Here is a 15,297-nt window from a genome sequence, read left to right on the forward strand (position 1 = left end):
TGGGTGGGGTTAGGTGGTTTCGGTGTAGGCGGCTATGAGGAGGCTGGGGTCGGGGGCCTCGAGGATGGTGGGTTTTGCGAGGGCGTCGAGGATGACGAAGCGGAGGCGGTCGGCTCTCGTCTTCTTGTCGAGTTTCATGGCGTCTTGGAGGTGGGGCCAGGCGTCGGGGCGGTAGGTGACGGGGAGGCCCAGGGATTCCAGGACGGTGCGGTGGCGGTCGGCGGTGGCGTCGTCCAGGCGGCCGGCGGCGCGGGACAGTTCGGCGACGAAGACCATGCCGATACTGATCGCGGCACCGTGGCGCCACTTGTAGCGCTCGACGCGCTCGATGGCATGGCCGAGTGTGTGCCCGTAGTTGAGCGCCTCGCGCCCGATCGGCCCGCCTGCGGTGGTCGTCCGCTCGCGCAGGTCCGCGCCGACCGTGTCCGCCTTCACCTGGATGGACCGGGCGATCAGCTCCTCGGTCGCGCCGTACGACGGGCTCTTGGCGCCGGCCGGGTCCTTCTCGATGAGGTCGAGGATCACCGGGTCCGCGATGAAGCCGCATTTCACGACCTCGGCGAGGCCGCTGACGTAGTCGTTGACGGGCAGCGTCTCGAGTGCGGCGAGGTCGCACAGTACGCCGGCCGGCTCCCAGAACGCGCCGACCAGGTTCTTGCCCTCGGCCGTGTTGATCCCGGTCTTGCCGCCGACGGCCGCGTCGACCATGCCGAGCAGGGTGGTCGGGATGTGGACGACCTTCACACCGCGCAGCCAGGTGGCGGCGACGAATCCCGCGAGATCGGTCGTCGTACCGCCGCCGACGCTGACGATCGCGTCCGAGCGGGTGAATCCGGCCTGCCCGAGGACCGACCAGCAGTACGCCAGCACCTCGGCGGTCTTGGCCTCCTCGGCGTCCGGGATCTCGATCGCGTGCGCGGTGAACCCGGAGCCGGTCAGGTCGTCGCGGATCGCGTCACCGGTCGAGCGCAGCGCCCGCGGGTGGACGACGGCGACCCGCTGCACGCCGTCACCGAGCAGTGCCGGCAGTTCCCCGAGCAGGTTGTTGCCGATGACAACGTCGTACGGCGCGGCCGCCTCGACGCGGATCCTTGCACTCACGAGAGCTGCTCCAGGATCTCGTCGGCGATCTGGTCCGGGGTCTTGCCGTCGGTGAGCACGGTCTGCTTGGCGACCTCGCCGTACAGCGGACGACGCGCCTCCATCAGGTTGCGTAGCTGGGTCCGGACGTTGCCGAGCAGCAGCGGACGCGCGACGCTGAGGCCGACGCGCTTGGTCGCCTCCCCCAGGCTGACGTCGAGGAAGACCACGGTGTGGCCGGCCAGGTCCGCGCGGGTGGCGGCGTCGAGGATCGCGCCGCCGCCGAGCGACAGCACCTGGCCGTCGCCCTGCAGCGCGGCCACGATCGCCTCCCGCTCGAGCTTGCGGAAGTGCGGCTCGCCCTCGTCGACGAAGATGTCCGAGATCGGCTTGCCCGCGCCGGCCTCGATGTCGGTGTCGGTGTCGCGGTGCGGTACGCCGAGCCGCTTCGCGAGCAGCGCCGCGATCGTGGACTTGCCCGATCCGGGCGGGCCGACCAGGACGACGACGGGGCTCACTCCCACTCCCGCGGGGTGATCGTCTTCGGCAGGTTCGCCAGGTACGACTGGTGGTTGCGCGCGGTCTCCGCGACCGAGTCGCCGCCGAACTTCTCCAGCGAGACCTCGGCCAGCACGAGTGCAACCATCGCCTCGGCGACGATGCCGGCCGCCGGTACGGCGCAGACGTCCGAGCGCTGGTGATGCGCGGCAGCGGCCTCGCCGGTGGCGGTGTCGATCGTGCGGAGGGCGCGCGGGACGGTCGCGATCGGCTTCATCGCGGCGCGGACCCGGAGCGTCTCGCCGGTGCTCATCCCGCCCTCGGTCCCACCCGAACGGCCGCTGGTACGGCGGACCGAGCCGTCCTCGGCGACGATCTCGTCGTGCGCCTTGGAGCCCGGCGTCCGGGCCAGCTCGAACCCGTCGCCGAGCTCGACGCCCTTGATCGCCTGGATGCCCATCAGCGCGCCGGCCAGCTTGGAGTCGAGGCGGCGGTCCCAGTGCACGTAGCTGCCGAGGCCCGGCGGGAGTCCGTCGACGACGACCTCGACGACGCCGCCGAGCGTGTCACCGGCCTTCTGCGCGGCGTCGATCTCGGCGACCATCTGCTTGCTCGCGTCCTGGTCGAGGCAGCGGACCGGGTCCGCGTCCAGCGCCGCGACATCCGCGTACGCCGGAATCACGCCGTACGGCGCCTTGACGCTGCCGAGCTCGACGACATGGCTGACGATCGTCACGCCGTACGCCTGGCGGAGGAAGCGGGCCGCGACCTCACCGAGCGCGACACGGGCCGCGGTCTCCCTGGCACTGGCGCGCTCGAGCACCGGGCGGGCCTCGTCGAACCCGTACTTCTGCATGCCGGCCAGGTCGGCGTGGCCGGGCCGCGGGCGGGTCAGCGGCGCGTTCCGCGCGAGGCCGGCCAGCGTTTCCGCGTCGACCGGATCCGCGCTCATCACCTGCTCCCACTTCGGCCACTCGGTGTTGCCGACCTGGATCGCGACCGGGCTGCCGAGGGTCAGTCCGTGCCGGAAGCCGCCGACGAACGTCACCTCGTCCCGCTCGAACTTCATCCGGGCGCCGCGGCCGTAGCCCAGCCGACGACGAGCCAGGGCGTCGGCCACGTCATCCGTGGTGACCTCAACGCCTGCGGGAAGACCTTCGAGTACGGCGACGAGCGCTTGTCCGTGCGACTCGCCGGCGGTGAGCCAGCGCAGCATGCCCCGATTCTTTCACGCCGAGTTCGCCCTCCGGACAGCGGTCTCAGTTGTCGAAGGGGTTCAGGAGCCGTACGCCGGTGCGCTCGACGTCGGCGGCGTTGCGGGTAACGAATGTCCAGTCGTGGACGAGTGCGGTCGCGGCCATCAGCCCGTCGACCAGAGGGAGCGGACCGGCCGCATTCAGACGACCCCACGCCTCGGCGACTTCCAGGGACACCGGGACGATCCGGTCTGCGTAGCCCCGGACCAGTCGTTGTCTCCAGTCCTCGATCGAGGCGGCCTGCTTCGGGTCCCTGGCGGCGAGCCGCTCGACACCCTGCTTGATCTCCCCGACCACGAGAACACTCAGATACAACTGACTCGACCGGACCGAGCCGATCCAGTCGGCCGCACCGGCATCCGGGGACTTCTTTCGGAACTCCGACACCACGTTCGTGTCGAGCAGAAAGCTCATTCGAAGTCGACCTGCCGCGCCGGCTCGGTCGAGCGCTCGATCTCGAGACCGCTCAGATCCGGCGCCGAGGCCAGGAAGCTTTTGAAATCCACCAGTTCCACCCCGATCATCCGCCGGTAGTCCACGATGTCCAGCACGACGGCGACCTGCTCACCGTGCCTTGTCACGATCTGCGGACCGTCGGTCAGGACTGCCCGGATCAGCTCGCTGAAATGCTGTTTCGCCTCTTGCAACTGCCACTGCCCAGCCGTAACTGTCATGACCATCACCTCAGGAACAGTCTAGACAGACTGGACAGATTCATCAACCTCAGCCGCAGGTCGCGTCGTCCTGGGTGGGGCCGGTGCGGACGGCGAGGACGGCGTTGAAGGTCTTGGCGATCGGCGAGTCCTGGCAGCTGGTGCTGGCCGTGGCTGCCTGACCGCCGGCGATCGCGGCGCCCGTGAGGGCGGTCGTGGCGAGGGCCGCCACGGCCAGACGCCCGGCGGTACGACGGAATGCGGTGGTCATGATGCGCTCCTTCGGCGATCGGTTGCTCTCTACCAACGACCGTAGAAGGAACGAACGCCGCGCGAACTGGCCCCAGATCCCGTCTTGGGGGTAGCGCTGACACCACCACGGATAGTGTCCTGGCATGAGTCGGTTGGCTGAGGAGACGTGGCGGGCGCGGGTACGTGGGTGCCTGCTGGGCGGTGCGATCGGGGACGCGCTGGGTGGACCGGTGGAGTTCGAGGACGGTCGGTCGATCGTCGCGAAGCACCCGGACGGTCTGCGGACGTTCGTTGCCGGCGGATGGCCGGCGGGGACGATCACCGATGACACCCAGATGACCTTGTTCACGGTCGAGGGACTGATCAGGGCGAGCGTGCGAACCGATCGCGGACTCGGCTTCACCGTGGGCGTCGTGCACCACGCGTACGACCGCTGGCTCGACACGCAGAACCTGCCGGGCCCGAGCGGCGAGCACGACGGCTGGCTCATCAACGAGCAGTGGCTGTACGCGCGCCGCGCGCCGGGCAACACCTGCCTCACCGCATTGACCCAGGCCCGCAAGGGTGAGGCCAGGATCGCGCAGTACGGCGGCCAGACGGTCAACGACTCGAAGGGTTGCGGTGGCGTGATGCGGGTCGCGCCGTTCGGGCTGCTGCCGGACGACTTCCCGGCGGAGTGGATCTTCGACTCGGCCGCGACCGCCGCCGGGTACACGCACGGACACACGACCGGCAAGCTCGCCTCCGGTGCGCTGGCCGCGATCATCCGGGAGCTGTGTGGCGGCGCGAGCCTCGACGACGCGCTCACCAGCGCTACAAACCTGCTGACCAAGCACGAGGGCCACGAGGAGACCAGTACTGCGCTCGCGTTCGCCAGGCACCTGGCCGCGACGGCACCGGCCGGCCCGGTCACGGTCGAGCGCCTCGGTGGCGGCTGGGTCGCGGAGGAGGCGCTCGCGATCGCCGTCTACGCGGCCCTCGTGTACTCCGAGCCGGAGCAGTTCCTCGATGCCCTCGCGCTCGCGGTCACCCACTCCGGGGACAGCGACTCCACCGGTGCGATCTGCGGGAACATTCTCGGCGCCCTCCACGGTGAGACGGCTCTGCCCGCAGAGCTCGTCTTCACCGTCGAGGGACGTCCTGTCATCCTCCAGCTCGCTGACGATTTCGCACTGGAGTTCAGCCAGGGCAAGCGGCTGCACGGCGACTACGGGCCGCACACCGCCTGGACCACCCGCTACCCCGGCTGGTGACTACAGCGGCTCGATCGCGAGCTTGTGGTGGAACACGTTGCGCGGGTCCCACTTCGACTTGATCTGCTGCAGCCGCGGGTAGTTGCCGAGGTAGTACAGGTCGTGCCACGGCACACCCGACTTGTTGTACGCCGGATCCGCCAGGTCCACATCCGGGTAGTTGATGTACGACCCGGCGTTGATCGCGTTCGGCACCGGGACACTGCCCGTGTCGCGGTAGATGTCGGCGTACACCTTCCGTGCCCACGCCAGGTTCTTGGCGTCGTCGGTCTCGTTCTGCCAGGACGCGCTGAGAACCATCTTGGCGACCACGTCGCGCTGCGCGGCGGCGGTCGCGTCGGACGGAACGGTGTTCACCTTGCCGCCGTACGGGATCAGCAGCACCGACGACTCCGGGCCGGTGTACGTCGGGTCCGTCAACCCTCGGTACATCGCCAGGATCTGCTCGTCCGTGTACCCCTTCTTGAGGTACCCGGCCTTGTACTTCCCGCGCCCCGGTGACGCCGTCTCGGCGATCGAGCGCTCCATCGTGGTGTGCAGGAACGGTCCCTCACCGGCGTCCAAGACCTGCGGTTTCGGGTCCACGCCGGCCACCATCGCCGCGTTGAACGCGTTCATCAGCTCCGCCGCGTTCGGCGCCGCAGCGTCGATCTGGGTGGAGAGCAGGAACTGCCCGGCCGAGTTGTGTGTGAGGATGAAGGGCGCGTAGAGCGTCGCGTACGGCGAGTCCGCCGTGTTGTGCTGCTCGAAGAAGTCGAACCAGTTCCGCACCGTCCGCAGGAAGCCGGCCTGCGTCGTCGTCTTCCAGTCGTAGAGCAGCAGCGTGGCCCGCAACGCGGCCGGTGCCTTGGGCAACGATTCGCCCGGTGCCCGGCCGGACGACCCGGCAGACCGCATCAGGTACCGGGTGACGACACCGAAGTTCCCGCCGCCGCCTCCGGTGTGCGCCCACCACAGGTCGCGATGCTCGTTGTCGCGCGTCGCCACCACCGATCGCGCCCGTCCACGGGCGTCCACGACCACGACCTCCACGCCGTACAGGTGATCGACGACCGAGCCGTACCTGCGGGACAGCGGCCCGTAACCGCCCCCGCTGAAGTGACCGCCGACGCCGACGCCGAGGCACCCGCCGCCGGGCACCGTGACGCCCCACCCGAAGAACAGTTCCTTGTAGACGGATTCGAGGATCGCCCCGGCGCCGATCGAGAAGGCCCGGTACTGCGGGTCCCAGGTCACCTCGTCGTACGTCGACATGTCCAGCACCACCTCGATGTCGCTGCTGTCCACGAAGTCCTCGAAGCAGTGCCCGCCGCCGCGCACCGCGATCCGCTTCCCGCTGCGGACCGCGTCCTGCACGGCCGCGACGGCGTCCTCGGCCGACCGGATCATCCGCACGTAGTCGGGTCGGCCGACGAAGCGGCGGTTCTGGCCGCGCTGCACGAGATCCTGGTAGCGCGCGTCACCCCGGCCGATCTTGGCGCTGGTGCCGGCGGTGGTGCCGGCTCCGGCCGCGGACGCCGTACCGGGTATGGCGAGTGCAGCACCTGCGACGGCCGTTCCGGCCAGGAGACCACGACGACTGACTGGCATTGATTCCCTCCCGAGAGTTCGAATGCATCGACCCTAGGAAGGCGTGGAGTGTCCGCACATCAACCATCTGGTGGAGTGGAGGACTCCCCTATCCGGCGTACAACTTCTCCAACGGGGCGCCGAGAAGTACGCCGGCGAGCGCGCCGACGAGCATGAACGGACCGAACGGGACCATCTGTTTGCGGGTCATGATCCGGGCCGCGATCAGCACGATCCCGACGATCGCGCCGAGGAAGAACCCGCCGTACAGCCCGGACACGAACTCGCCCCAGCCGAGCCAGCCGAGCGCGATCCCGAGCAGCCCCGACAACCGCACGTCACCGAACCCGACCCCGCGCGGGAACGCGAACCACAGCACGTAGAACACCGCGAACCCGATCGCTCCGGCGATCGCCGCCCGCCGCAACGAACCCCACTCCCCCGTCGCCAGCGCCGCGGCCACCAGCCCGGCCCCGACCACGAAGTACGTCGGCCAGATGATCACCGACGGCAGGAACCGCGTGCGCGCGTCGATGTACCCGAGCACCGATCCGGCCACCACGAGCACCAGCCACGCGGGCAGCACGGCGTCCAGACCGAGCACCCAGCCAAGGATGCCGCCGGCCACAGCCGCGAGCCCGCCGCACCAGTACGCCGCTCGTCGACCGGCCAGCGACGCGTACGAGACCTTGGTCTCGCCTTCCTCGAGTTCCGGCTCGGGGATGCTTCGCATCAGCCAGGGACCGAGCACGGACGCCACGGCACCGCAGGCGACCGCACCGATTCCCGCGGCGAGTAACGCGTTGTCAGCCGGCACGGTCCACGACCCTAGACGACTACTTGCGGACGCCCGCGGCCGCCCGCCGGGCCAGCACCCGCGCGAGCACGATCGCCCCGCCGCCCAGGAGCAGCACGAGTCCGACGAGCACCGCGACCGTGCTCCAGAACCCTTCGTTCTCGGTGACGTACGTGATCCGCTGGTACTCGTCGTCGTTCGCCGCCTGGGCGAACGTGAAGTCGTCGGTGATCTTGCCCGGCTCGCGGTACGTCGCCGTGTACGCGGTCAGGAAGTCGGTCGGCTTCGGCAGCGTGTCCGTCTCCACCCGGCCGGCGAAAAGCAGCTCAGGGGTCACGTCGGCGTCCGGCACCTTCGTGGCGTCGACCCGGTGCTCCGCGGCGACGTACACCGTGACGGTCTGGGTCGTGCTCGCGCCTTTGCTGAGCCGCATCGGGTACACGATCCGGTCCGACGCGAACGTCAGCCGGAGCGGCGGTGTCGCACCGGACAGGCGCTCGCCCTCCTGCTTCGGCGCGAGCTTCACGGCGACGATCTCCCACTTCTCGGTCAGGTACGGCGTGAGATTCGCGGCGAGCGTCGACGGTACGACGTAGCCGTTCGTGCGCAGCCAGTCCGTGACCGCCGTACCGCTGGAACCGCCGAGACGGGTGACCGCGAACGGGCCGAGCGTCATCTGCTCCTTGACGCTCACCCCGGCGCCCGGCGCGGGCGCGCCGGCCGAGTCGCCACGGCCGTTGCCCATGATGCCCAGATCGCGGAACGGCCAGTACGTCTTCTTCACCACGCGCTTCGGGCGCGTCAGTTGGTCGAGGCGGTAGAACAGGTCCTCGTCGTCGCCGAGGTCGACCTTCGCGGCCGACGGGACCGGCATGATCCAGGCCGCCTTCTTCGACACGCCGTGGACCGACATCGAGAGCGTGATCTGTTCGGAGCCCCCGGCGTACTGGACCAGCGCGTTCTCGCCGTACGCCCGGGCGTACGACTCCGCGTCCGGCAGGTAGCCGCCGCACGCACACGCCCACGCCGGGGTCACCCCGGCCGCGACGAATCCGGCCGCCAGCACACCTGCGATCACACGCCAAAGTTTCACGGGCCGAACACTAGCTAGCTAAGGGTGTACGGCGTGTGGAAGAAGTTGGTCGGGTCGTACTTCTTCTTCGCGGCCTGCAGCTTGGCCACGTTTCCGCCGTAGTACGAGCTGACCGCCCGTCCGGTCTCGACGTAGTTCACATAACCGCCGGCCGAGGACGACCGGACCGCGCGGTGCCCGTTCGCGATGAACGTCTGCGCGGGTTTCCCCTGCGCCGACGAGTACCACTGGACCACGGCCAGCGCGCCACGCCACGGCCACAACGAGCCTCCGGCCGGCTCCTTCGAGGCTTGTCCGCCCAGCGGGTCGAGGATGGCCGACGCCGGCGTACCGGCGCGTGCGGCCGCCTTCACCGCGCCGAGCAGACCAGTGATCGTCGCCGCGTCCATCGGCCCCTTGAGTACGTCGGATCCGGCGAGGAACCCCTGGCGCGGGCTCGTCGTACCGCCACCGAGGTACCTGACCGCCTCCAGGTGCGACTTCACCGAGAGCGTCCGATCCGACGCCTTCGCGCCGACGAACGACTCCAGTTGCGCGGCCGCCGCCGTCGCGTCGCCGGTCGTCGAGACGCCGAGGACCCGGATCGACAGCGTTCCGTTGCTCTTGGCATCGATATGCAGGTTCCCCCAGGCCGTGGCCGGCGCGCTCCGGGCGAACTGCTGCCAGCCGCCGACCACGGCCGCCGCCTGCGACTCCGGCCAGGTCAGCCGGAAGAAGCCGAGCTTGGTCGCCGGGATCGTCGCGAACTGGAACGACGTGACCACGCCGAGGTTGCCGCCGCCGCTCCCCCGCAGTGCGGCGAACAGATCGGACTCAGCACTCGCGCTGACGTTGTGTGCCTTGCCGTCCGCCGTGATCACGCTCATCGACACGACGCGGTCGCAGGTCAGGCCGTAGGTCCTCGTGTGGATCCCCATCCCGCCGCCGAGCGTCAGGCCGGCGACGCCGACGGTCGGGCAGGTGCCGGTCGGCAGCGAGCGCCCGTAGCGGTCGAGAAACGCGTGGACGTCGTACAGGCGGGCCCCGGCCCCGACGGTGAGTACGCCGTTCGCGTAGCTCATGTCCTTCAGCGCGCCGACGTCGAGTTGCAGGCCGTTCGCGATTGTCGACGCGCCGACGTACGAGTGACCGCCGCTCTTCGGGACGAGCACGAGTTTGTTGGTACGGGCGAAGTTGATCGCCTTCTGCACGTCTGCGGGGTTCGCGGCCTTCACCACGGCGGTCGGCCGGACGCTGTCCCAGCGTGGGTTGAAGAGCTGGTGCGCGGCGGCGTACCCGGAGGTCGAGGGCAGGTAGACGCGGCCCTTCAGGGAGCTCGCGAAGGTGTTCCAGTTGGGCGCGGTCGAGGTCAGGGTGGGTGCTGAGGTGCTCGGGGTTGAGCTCGTCGGCGTCGTGGGAACGGTCGTGCTGGGCGGTGGTGTCGTCGAGGTTGGTGCCGTTGCGCCAGGGGTCGGCGTACTGCCCGTTTCCTTCGAGTCGCCGCAGCCGGCCAAGGTGACAGCGACGCCGGCTATCAGAACGGTACGACGGTCAAGCAGGCTCACGATCCCCCAGCTCCTCACGCGCAGCAGCCCTCATGGCCGCCAGAGGAGCCGGCGACCTACCCGTCATCATCTCCACCTGGAGGGTCGCCTGATGCACGAGTAGGTCAAGTCCGTTCAACAGCTCTGTACCGATCCGGTGCGCCGCGATCGCGAGCCGGGTCGGCCACGGGTGGTAGGCCACGTCGAATACCACGGGCGCGACTGCGGCGAAGTGCTCGGCCCACGGGTCGACCGCGCCACCGGGCAGCGTCGAAATGCACAGATCGAAGCCGCCGATCTGCTCGACCTGGGAGAAGTCCGCGACCGATGTCCGGAATCCCAGCTCCGCGGCCAGGTCGAGCAACCGGTCGGTCTTCGAGACGTCCCTGACGACGACCGTGATCTCGCTGACCCGCAGCCCGCGCAGGGCGGCGAGCGTCGACGCGGCCGTCGCGCCACCGCCGAGGACGACGGCGGAGTCGGCGGCGGTGATGCCCCGCTCGGCGAACGCGTTCACCAGCCCGGGTACGTCGGTGTTGTGCGCCGACCGGGATCCGTCCGGCTCGAACAGCATCGTGTTCGCCGCGCCGATCAGCTCCGCGACCGGATCGACCGTGTCGACCAGGTCGAGCGCGACCCGTTTCAGCGGCATGGTGAGCGACAGCCCGCGGACGTCGTCACCGAGCGACGCCACGAATCCGCGGAGCTCGTCCTCCTCGACCTCGAAAGCGTCGTACCCCCAGTCCAGCCCGAGCGCGGCGTACGCGGCCCGGTGCATCGCCGGCGACAACGAGTGCGCAATCGGCGAACCGAGAACGGCGCAACGGGTCATGGGGCCTCCCGTCCTGGACTGAGGAGCGGAGGGAGCGAAGCGACCGGAGCGACGAGGGAAGGACGGGAGTCACAGCCCCATGACCGCGCCGTGCCGGAGGCGCGGCAATTCAACGGAGTCATGGGGTGTCAGCACCTGCCCTTGTGGGCCTGGCACCAGGCCTGCAGCTTCTTCACGTTCGCCTGGTGCTCCTCGGCCGAGCTCGCGAACGCGGTCTCGCCGGTGTCCAGGTCGACCAGCGTGAAGTACAGCCAGGAGCCCTGCGCCGGGTTGATCGCCGCCCGCAGCTCGTCGCGCGTCGGCGAGCTGATCGGCGTCGGCGGCAGGCCCTTGTACTTGTAGGTGTTGTACGGCGACGGGTTCTCGCGCTGCTCGGGCGTGGTGAAGACACCGCCGTCCTTGCCGACCACGTAGTGGATCGTCGAGTCCATCTGCAACCGCATCCCGCGTTCCATCCGGTTGTAGATCACCCGCGCGACCTTGGCGTAGTCCTCCGGCCGGTTCGTCTCGGCGCCGATGATGCTGGCCACGATGACCGCCTGGTACGGGTCCAGCTTCTTGCGCGAAGCGGTGTTCACCAGGTCCAGCGACGCCGCCGTCTTGGCGTAGTTCGCGGTCATCAGCTTGAGCATCGTGTAGGCGTTCGCGTTCTTCGGCACGTCGTACGTCCCCGGGAACAGAAAGCCCTCGGCGTTGTTGTGCGCGTACGACGGGAGACCGAGCAAGGCCGGCTTGCCGAGTGCCGTGGCGGCAGCGCCGGCCGGCAGCTTCATCTTCGAGCTCTGCAGGATCATCGCGACCTCGGCCTTGGTCTTGCCGGCCGGGACGCTGACCCGGGCCACCCGGACCGACTCGGCGGTGTTCAGCATCAGGTCAAGAGCGGCCTTGGCCGACATGTGCTTGCGCAGCGTGTAGGTGGCCGCCTGGATCTGCAGCGACCGAGGATCGTCGCGGGCCACCCGCTCGAAGGCGCGGGCGCTCTTCACGACTTCCTTCTTTTCCAAGGTGTCCGCGATCGACGCGGTCGCCTGGCCCTTCGTGATCTCGACGACCACCGTGCCAGTGCCCGCGCCCTCGTAGTCCGGAGCGGAGAAGAGTCCCTCGAGCGCGTCCTTGCCCTTCCCGAAGCCGACCACGGCGCCGGCCACCAGGGCACCGACCACGAGCAGCGAGATCAGGCCGGCGAAGCAGCCGAAGGCGCGCCGGCCGCGCGTGCGGCGGCGGTTGGCGCGGCGCTCCACCCGGGTCTCCGGGCGCAGCCCGAGGCCGGCGCCCAGGTCGTCGTCGCGCTGGTCCTCGCCCTCGTTGAGCTGTTCGTCCACCGATGGTCCGTTCACAGGGGCCTCCCGGGTGGGTTGCCGGTCTCGCGCTCCAGGTCGAGCGCATGTTGCAGAATCACGACGGCTGCGGCCTGGTCGACCACTGCCCGTCGCTTGGAGCCCTTCTTTCCCCGTTCCCGCAGCATCCGTTCGGCGGTGACCGTGGTGAACCGCTCGTCCACCAGCCGCACCGTCGTCCCCGAGTTCTTCACCAGTACCTTGTCCCGCACCTGCTCCGCCGTTTCCCGGATCTTCACCGCGGCCGGTCCCTCGCCCCCGGACAGGGAGCGCGGCAGCCCGATCACGATCTCGAACGCCTCCAGTTCGTCGGCGAGTGCGGCGATCCTCTCCAGATCATCGCGACCACGCTGGATGGTACACACAGGCGTGGCCAGGATTCCGTGCGGATCGCTGCTCGCGACGCCGATCCGGGCGTCGCCGATATCGAGCGCGATCCGCACGCCCGTCCTCATCGCCGGCTCATCTCTATCGACGGCTCATCTAGCCGGTGACCTGGTGGCCGATCGCGTGCTCGACGGCGCTCAGGGCGTCGTCGGCACCGGCCGCGTCCGTGCCGCCACCCTGCGCGACATCGTCCTTGCCGCCACCGCGGCCGCCGAGCTTCTCGGCCGCGATCCGGACCAGGTCGCCGGCCTTCAGCCGCCACTCCCGCGCCAGGTCGTTGAGCGCGATCACCACGCCGGGCTTGCCGTCGTTCACGCTCAGCACGGCGACCACGGCCGGCTTGTCGCTCGGCATCCGGCCGCGGACGTCCAGCGCCAGCTTGCGCAGGTCGCCGCCGTTCACGCCGTCGGGTGCGCGGTGGCCGACGTACTGGACGCCGAAGACGTCCTTCGGGTCCTTCGCCAGTTCGGCCGCGGCCTCCAGCACCTGCGCGGCGCGCATCCGCTCGAGCTCCTTCTCGGCCACCCGCAGCCGCTCGGCCAGGTCGGCGACCTTCGCGGGCAGCTCCTCCGGGCGGGCCTTCAGGTTCTCGCTGAGCAGCCGGACCAGCGCCCGCTCGCGGCCTAGGTAGTGCAGCGCCTCCATGCCGACGAACGCCTCGATCCGCCGCACCCCGGCGCCGACCGACGACTCACCGGTGACGGTGAGCGCGCCGACCTGCGACGAGTGCTTCACGTGCGTGCCACCGCAGAGCTCACGCGACCACGGCCCGCCGATCTCGACCACGCGGACCTGCTCGTCGTACGTCTCACCGAACAGCGCCAGCGCACCCCAGTCCCGCGCCTCCGGCAGCGTCATGTACTGCGCCGACACCGGAAGGTCCTTGCGTACGGCGAGGTTCGCGACCTCCTCGATCTCGGACCGGGTCGCCGGGTCCAGCGCGGACGACCACGCGAAGTCGAGCCGCAGGTAACCGGGCTTGTTGTACGAGCCGCTCTGCAGCGCGTTCGGGCCGAGCACCTGGCGCAGCGCGGCGTGCACGACGTGCGTGCCGGAGTGCGCCTGGCAGGCCGAGACCCGCCACTCGTGGTCGACCGCGGCGTGCACGTCGTCGCCGGCGCGCAGTACGCCCTCGACAACCTCGACCTTGTGCACGATCAGACCCTTGACCGGGCGCTGCACGTCGAGCACCTTCAGCTTCAGGCCGTCGCCGAGGATCAGGCCCTCGTCCGCGATCTGGCCGCCGGACTCGGCGTAGAACGGGGTCTTCTCGAGCACGACCTCGACGGTCTCGCCCTGCTCGGCGAACGGCGCGACCACGCCCTCGCGCAGCAGGCCCCGGACCTGGGAGTCGCTGGAGAGCTCCTGGTACCCGGTGAACTCGGTGACGCCCTTCTCCCGCAGCTCCCGGTATCCCGAGGTGTCCGCGTGTCCGGCCTTCTTGGCGCGCGCGTCGGCCTTGGCCCGCTCGCGCTGTTCCTTCATCAGCGAGCGGAAGCCCTCGGTGTCGACGTTCAGGCCCTGCTCGGCCGCCATCTCGATGGTCAGGTCGATCGGGAAGCCGTACGTGTCGTGCAGCTGGAACGCCTTCGCGCCCTCGAGCTGGTGCGCACCGCTGGCCTTGGTGTCGCGCACCGCCACGTCGAAGATCGTCGTACCGGCCGTGAGAGTACGGCGGAACGCCTCCTCCTCGGCGTACGCGACCTGGCTGATCCGGCCGAAGTCGGTGACCAGCTCCGGGTACGACTTCTTCATCTGCTCCAGGCTCACCGGGAGCAGCTCGACCAGGCTCGGGTCCTCGTAGCCGAGCAGGCGCATCGAGCGGATCGCCCGGCGCAGCAGGCGGCGCAGCACGTACCCGCCCTGTTCGTTGCCCGGCGTGACACCGTCACCGATCAGCATCAGCGCGCTGCGCACGTGGTCCGCGACGACCCGGAACCGTACGTCGTCCTCGTGCTCCGCGCCGTACTTGCGGCCGGTCAGCTCGGTCGCCTTCTCGATCACGGGGTAGATCTCGTCGATCTCGTACATGTTGTCGACGCCCTGCAGCAGGTACGCGACCCGCTCGAGGCCGAGGCCGGTGTCGATGTTCTTCTTCGGCAGCTCGCCGAGGATCGGGTAGCCGTCCTTGCCGCCGCCCTCACCGCGGATGTTCTGCATGAAGACCAGGTTCCAGAACTCCAGGTAGCGGTCGCCCGCCTCCCAGTCCCGGTCCGCGCCGAACTCCGGGCCGCGGTCGATCAGGATCTCCGAGCACGGTCCGCACGGACCCGGGATGCCCATCGACCAGAAGTTGTCCTTCATGCCGAGCCGGACGATCCGGTCGTCGGGCAGCCCGGCGACCCGCTTCCAGATGTCGATCGCCTCGTCGTCCTCGTAGTACACGGAGGCGTAGAGAACGGACTCGTCGAAGCCGTAGCCGCCCTCGTTCTGCGGCTTGGTGACCAGCTCCCAGGCGAACTTGACGGCATCTTCCTTGAAGTAGTCGCCGAACGAGAAGTTGCCGTTCATCTGGAAGAACGTGCCGTGCCGGGTGGTCTTGCCGACCTCCTCGATGTCGAGGGTCCGGACGCACTTCTGCACGCTGGTCGCACGCGGGTACGGCGGGGTCTGCTGGCCGACGAAGTACGGTACGAACTGGGCCATGCCGGCGACGTTGAACAGCAGGTTCGGGTCCGGCGACGGCAGCGGCGCGCTCGGCACCACGGTGTGGCCCCGGTCCTCGAAGTACTGCAGGAACCGCCGCCTGATCTCACTGGTTTCCATGG

At 69.5% G+C, this 15,297-nt stretch carries 15 protein-coding genes; 1 reads left to right on the forward strand and 14 read right to left on the reverse strand.

The window, feature by feature from the left end:
• Positions 1-9: 9 nt before the first annotated feature.
• From aroB to EV647_RS21775, 6 genes are read right to left on the reverse strand one after another with little or no spacing between them, the layout of a single operon-like run.
• Positions 10-1,101 (reverse strand): 3-dehydroquinate synthase, encoded by a 1,092-nt coding sequence (gene aroB, locus EV647_RS21750; RefSeq protein WP_134005626.1) that lies wholly within the window; start codon positions 1,099-1,101, stop codon positions 10-12.
• Complete coding sequence (locus EV647_RS21755; protein WP_134005628.1) at positions 1,098-1,598, reverse strand: shikimate kinase; 501 nt, start codon at positions 1,596-1,598, stop codon at positions 1,098-1,100. Before EV647_RS21755 ends, aroB begins: the two co-directional genes overlap by 4 nt.
• Entirely contained in the window at positions 1,595-2,794 is a 1,200-nt protein-coding gene (gene aroC / locus EV647_RS21760; protein WP_134005630.1) for a chorismate synthase, read from the reverse strand. Before aroC ends, EV647_RS21755 begins: the two co-directional genes overlap by 4 nt.
• Positions 2,795-2,837: 43 nt before the next feature.
• Complete coding sequence (locus EV647_RS21765; RefSeq protein WP_134005632.1) at positions 2,838-3,248, reverse strand: type II toxin-antitoxin system VapC family toxin; 411 nt, start codon at positions 3,246-3,248, stop codon at positions 2,838-2,840.
• Positions 3,245-3,508, reverse strand: a complete 264-nt coding sequence (locus tag EV647_RS21770; protein WP_202876259.1) for a type II toxin-antitoxin system Phd/YefM family antitoxin — start codon at positions 3,506-3,508, stop codon at positions 3,245-3,247. The genes EV647_RS21765 and EV647_RS21770 overlap by 4 nt, the downstream gene beginning before the upstream one ends.
• Before the next feature lie 49 nt (positions 3,509-3,557).
• The gene (locus EV647_RS21775) at positions 3,558-3,758 is read right to left on the reverse strand and encodes a hypothetical protein (protein ID WP_134005634.1); all 201 of its coding nucleotides are present in this window, start codon (positions 3,756-3,758) and stop codon (positions 3,558-3,560) included.
• A gap of 124 nt (positions 3,759-3,882) precedes the next feature.
• On the opposite strand from EV647_RS21775, the gene EV647_RS21780 reads away from it, so the two are divergent.
• Positions 3,883-4,992: an ADP-ribosylglycohydrolase family protein gene (locus tag EV647_RS21780; RefSeq protein WP_134005636.1), complete on the forward strand. Its 1,110-nt coding sequence runs from the start codon at positions 3,883-3,885 to the stop codon at positions 4,990-4,992.
• On the opposite strand, the gene EV647_RS21785 is transcribed toward EV647_RS21780, so the two are convergent.
• The 8 genes from EV647_RS21785 to alaS form a co-directional block, all read right to left on the reverse strand.
• Positions 4,993-6,582, reverse strand: coding sequence for an FAD-binding oxidoreductase (locus EV647_RS21785; RefSeq protein WP_134005638.1), 1,590 nt, complete (start codon positions 6,580-6,582; stop codon positions 4,993-4,995).
• 88 nt (positions 6,583-6,670) lie between these two features.
• Positions 6,671-7,378, reverse strand: coding sequence for an A24 family peptidase (locus tag EV647_RS21790; protein WP_134005640.1), 708 nt, complete (start codon positions 7,376-7,378; stop codon positions 6,671-6,673).
• Positions 7,379-7,397: 19 nt separating this feature from the next.
• Entirely contained in the window at positions 7,398-8,450 is a 1,053-nt protein-coding gene (locus EV647_RS21795; RefSeq protein ID WP_134005642.1) for a DUF2330 domain-containing protein, read from the reverse strand.
• Between the two features lie 14 nt (positions 8,451-8,464).
• Positions 8,465-9,994, reverse strand: a complete 1,530-nt coding sequence (locus tag EV647_RS21800; protein ID WP_238177327.1) for an FAD-binding oxidoreductase — start codon at positions 9,992-9,994, stop codon at positions 8,465-8,467.
• A complete protein-coding gene (locus tag EV647_RS21805) occupies positions 9,981-10,805 on the reverse strand; it encodes a shikimate dehydrogenase (RefSeq protein WP_134005644.1) in 825 nt (274 codons plus the stop codon). The genes EV647_RS21800 and EV647_RS21805 overlap by 14 nt, the downstream gene beginning before the upstream one ends.
• A gap of 128 nt (positions 10,806-10,933) precedes the next feature.
• Positions 10,934-12,142 (reverse strand): endolytic transglycosylase MltG, encoded by a 1,209-nt coding sequence (gene mltG, locus EV647_RS21810; RefSeq protein WP_238175746.1) that lies wholly within the window; start codon positions 12,140-12,142, stop codon positions 10,934-10,936.
• Positions 12,139-12,597, reverse strand: a complete 459-nt coding sequence (gene ruvX, locus EV647_RS21815; RefSeq protein WP_134005646.1) for a Holliday junction resolvase RuvX — start codon at positions 12,595-12,597, stop codon at positions 12,139-12,141. The genes mltG and ruvX overlap by 4 nt, the downstream gene beginning before the upstream one ends.
• A 28-nt stretch (positions 12,598-12,625) precedes the next feature.
• Positions 12,626-15,295: an alanine--tRNA ligase gene (gene alaS / locus EV647_RS21820; RefSeq protein WP_134005648.1), complete on the reverse strand. Its 2,670-nt coding sequence runs from the start codon at positions 15,293-15,295 to the stop codon at positions 12,626-12,628.
• Positions 15,296-15,297: the final 2 nt, after the last annotated feature.

Source organism: Kribbella sp. VKM Ac-2566 (assembly GCF_004366005.1).
GTDB classification, from domain to species: Bacteria; Actinomycetota; Actinomycetes; order Propionibacteriales; family Kribbellaceae; genus Kribbella; species Kribbella pratensis.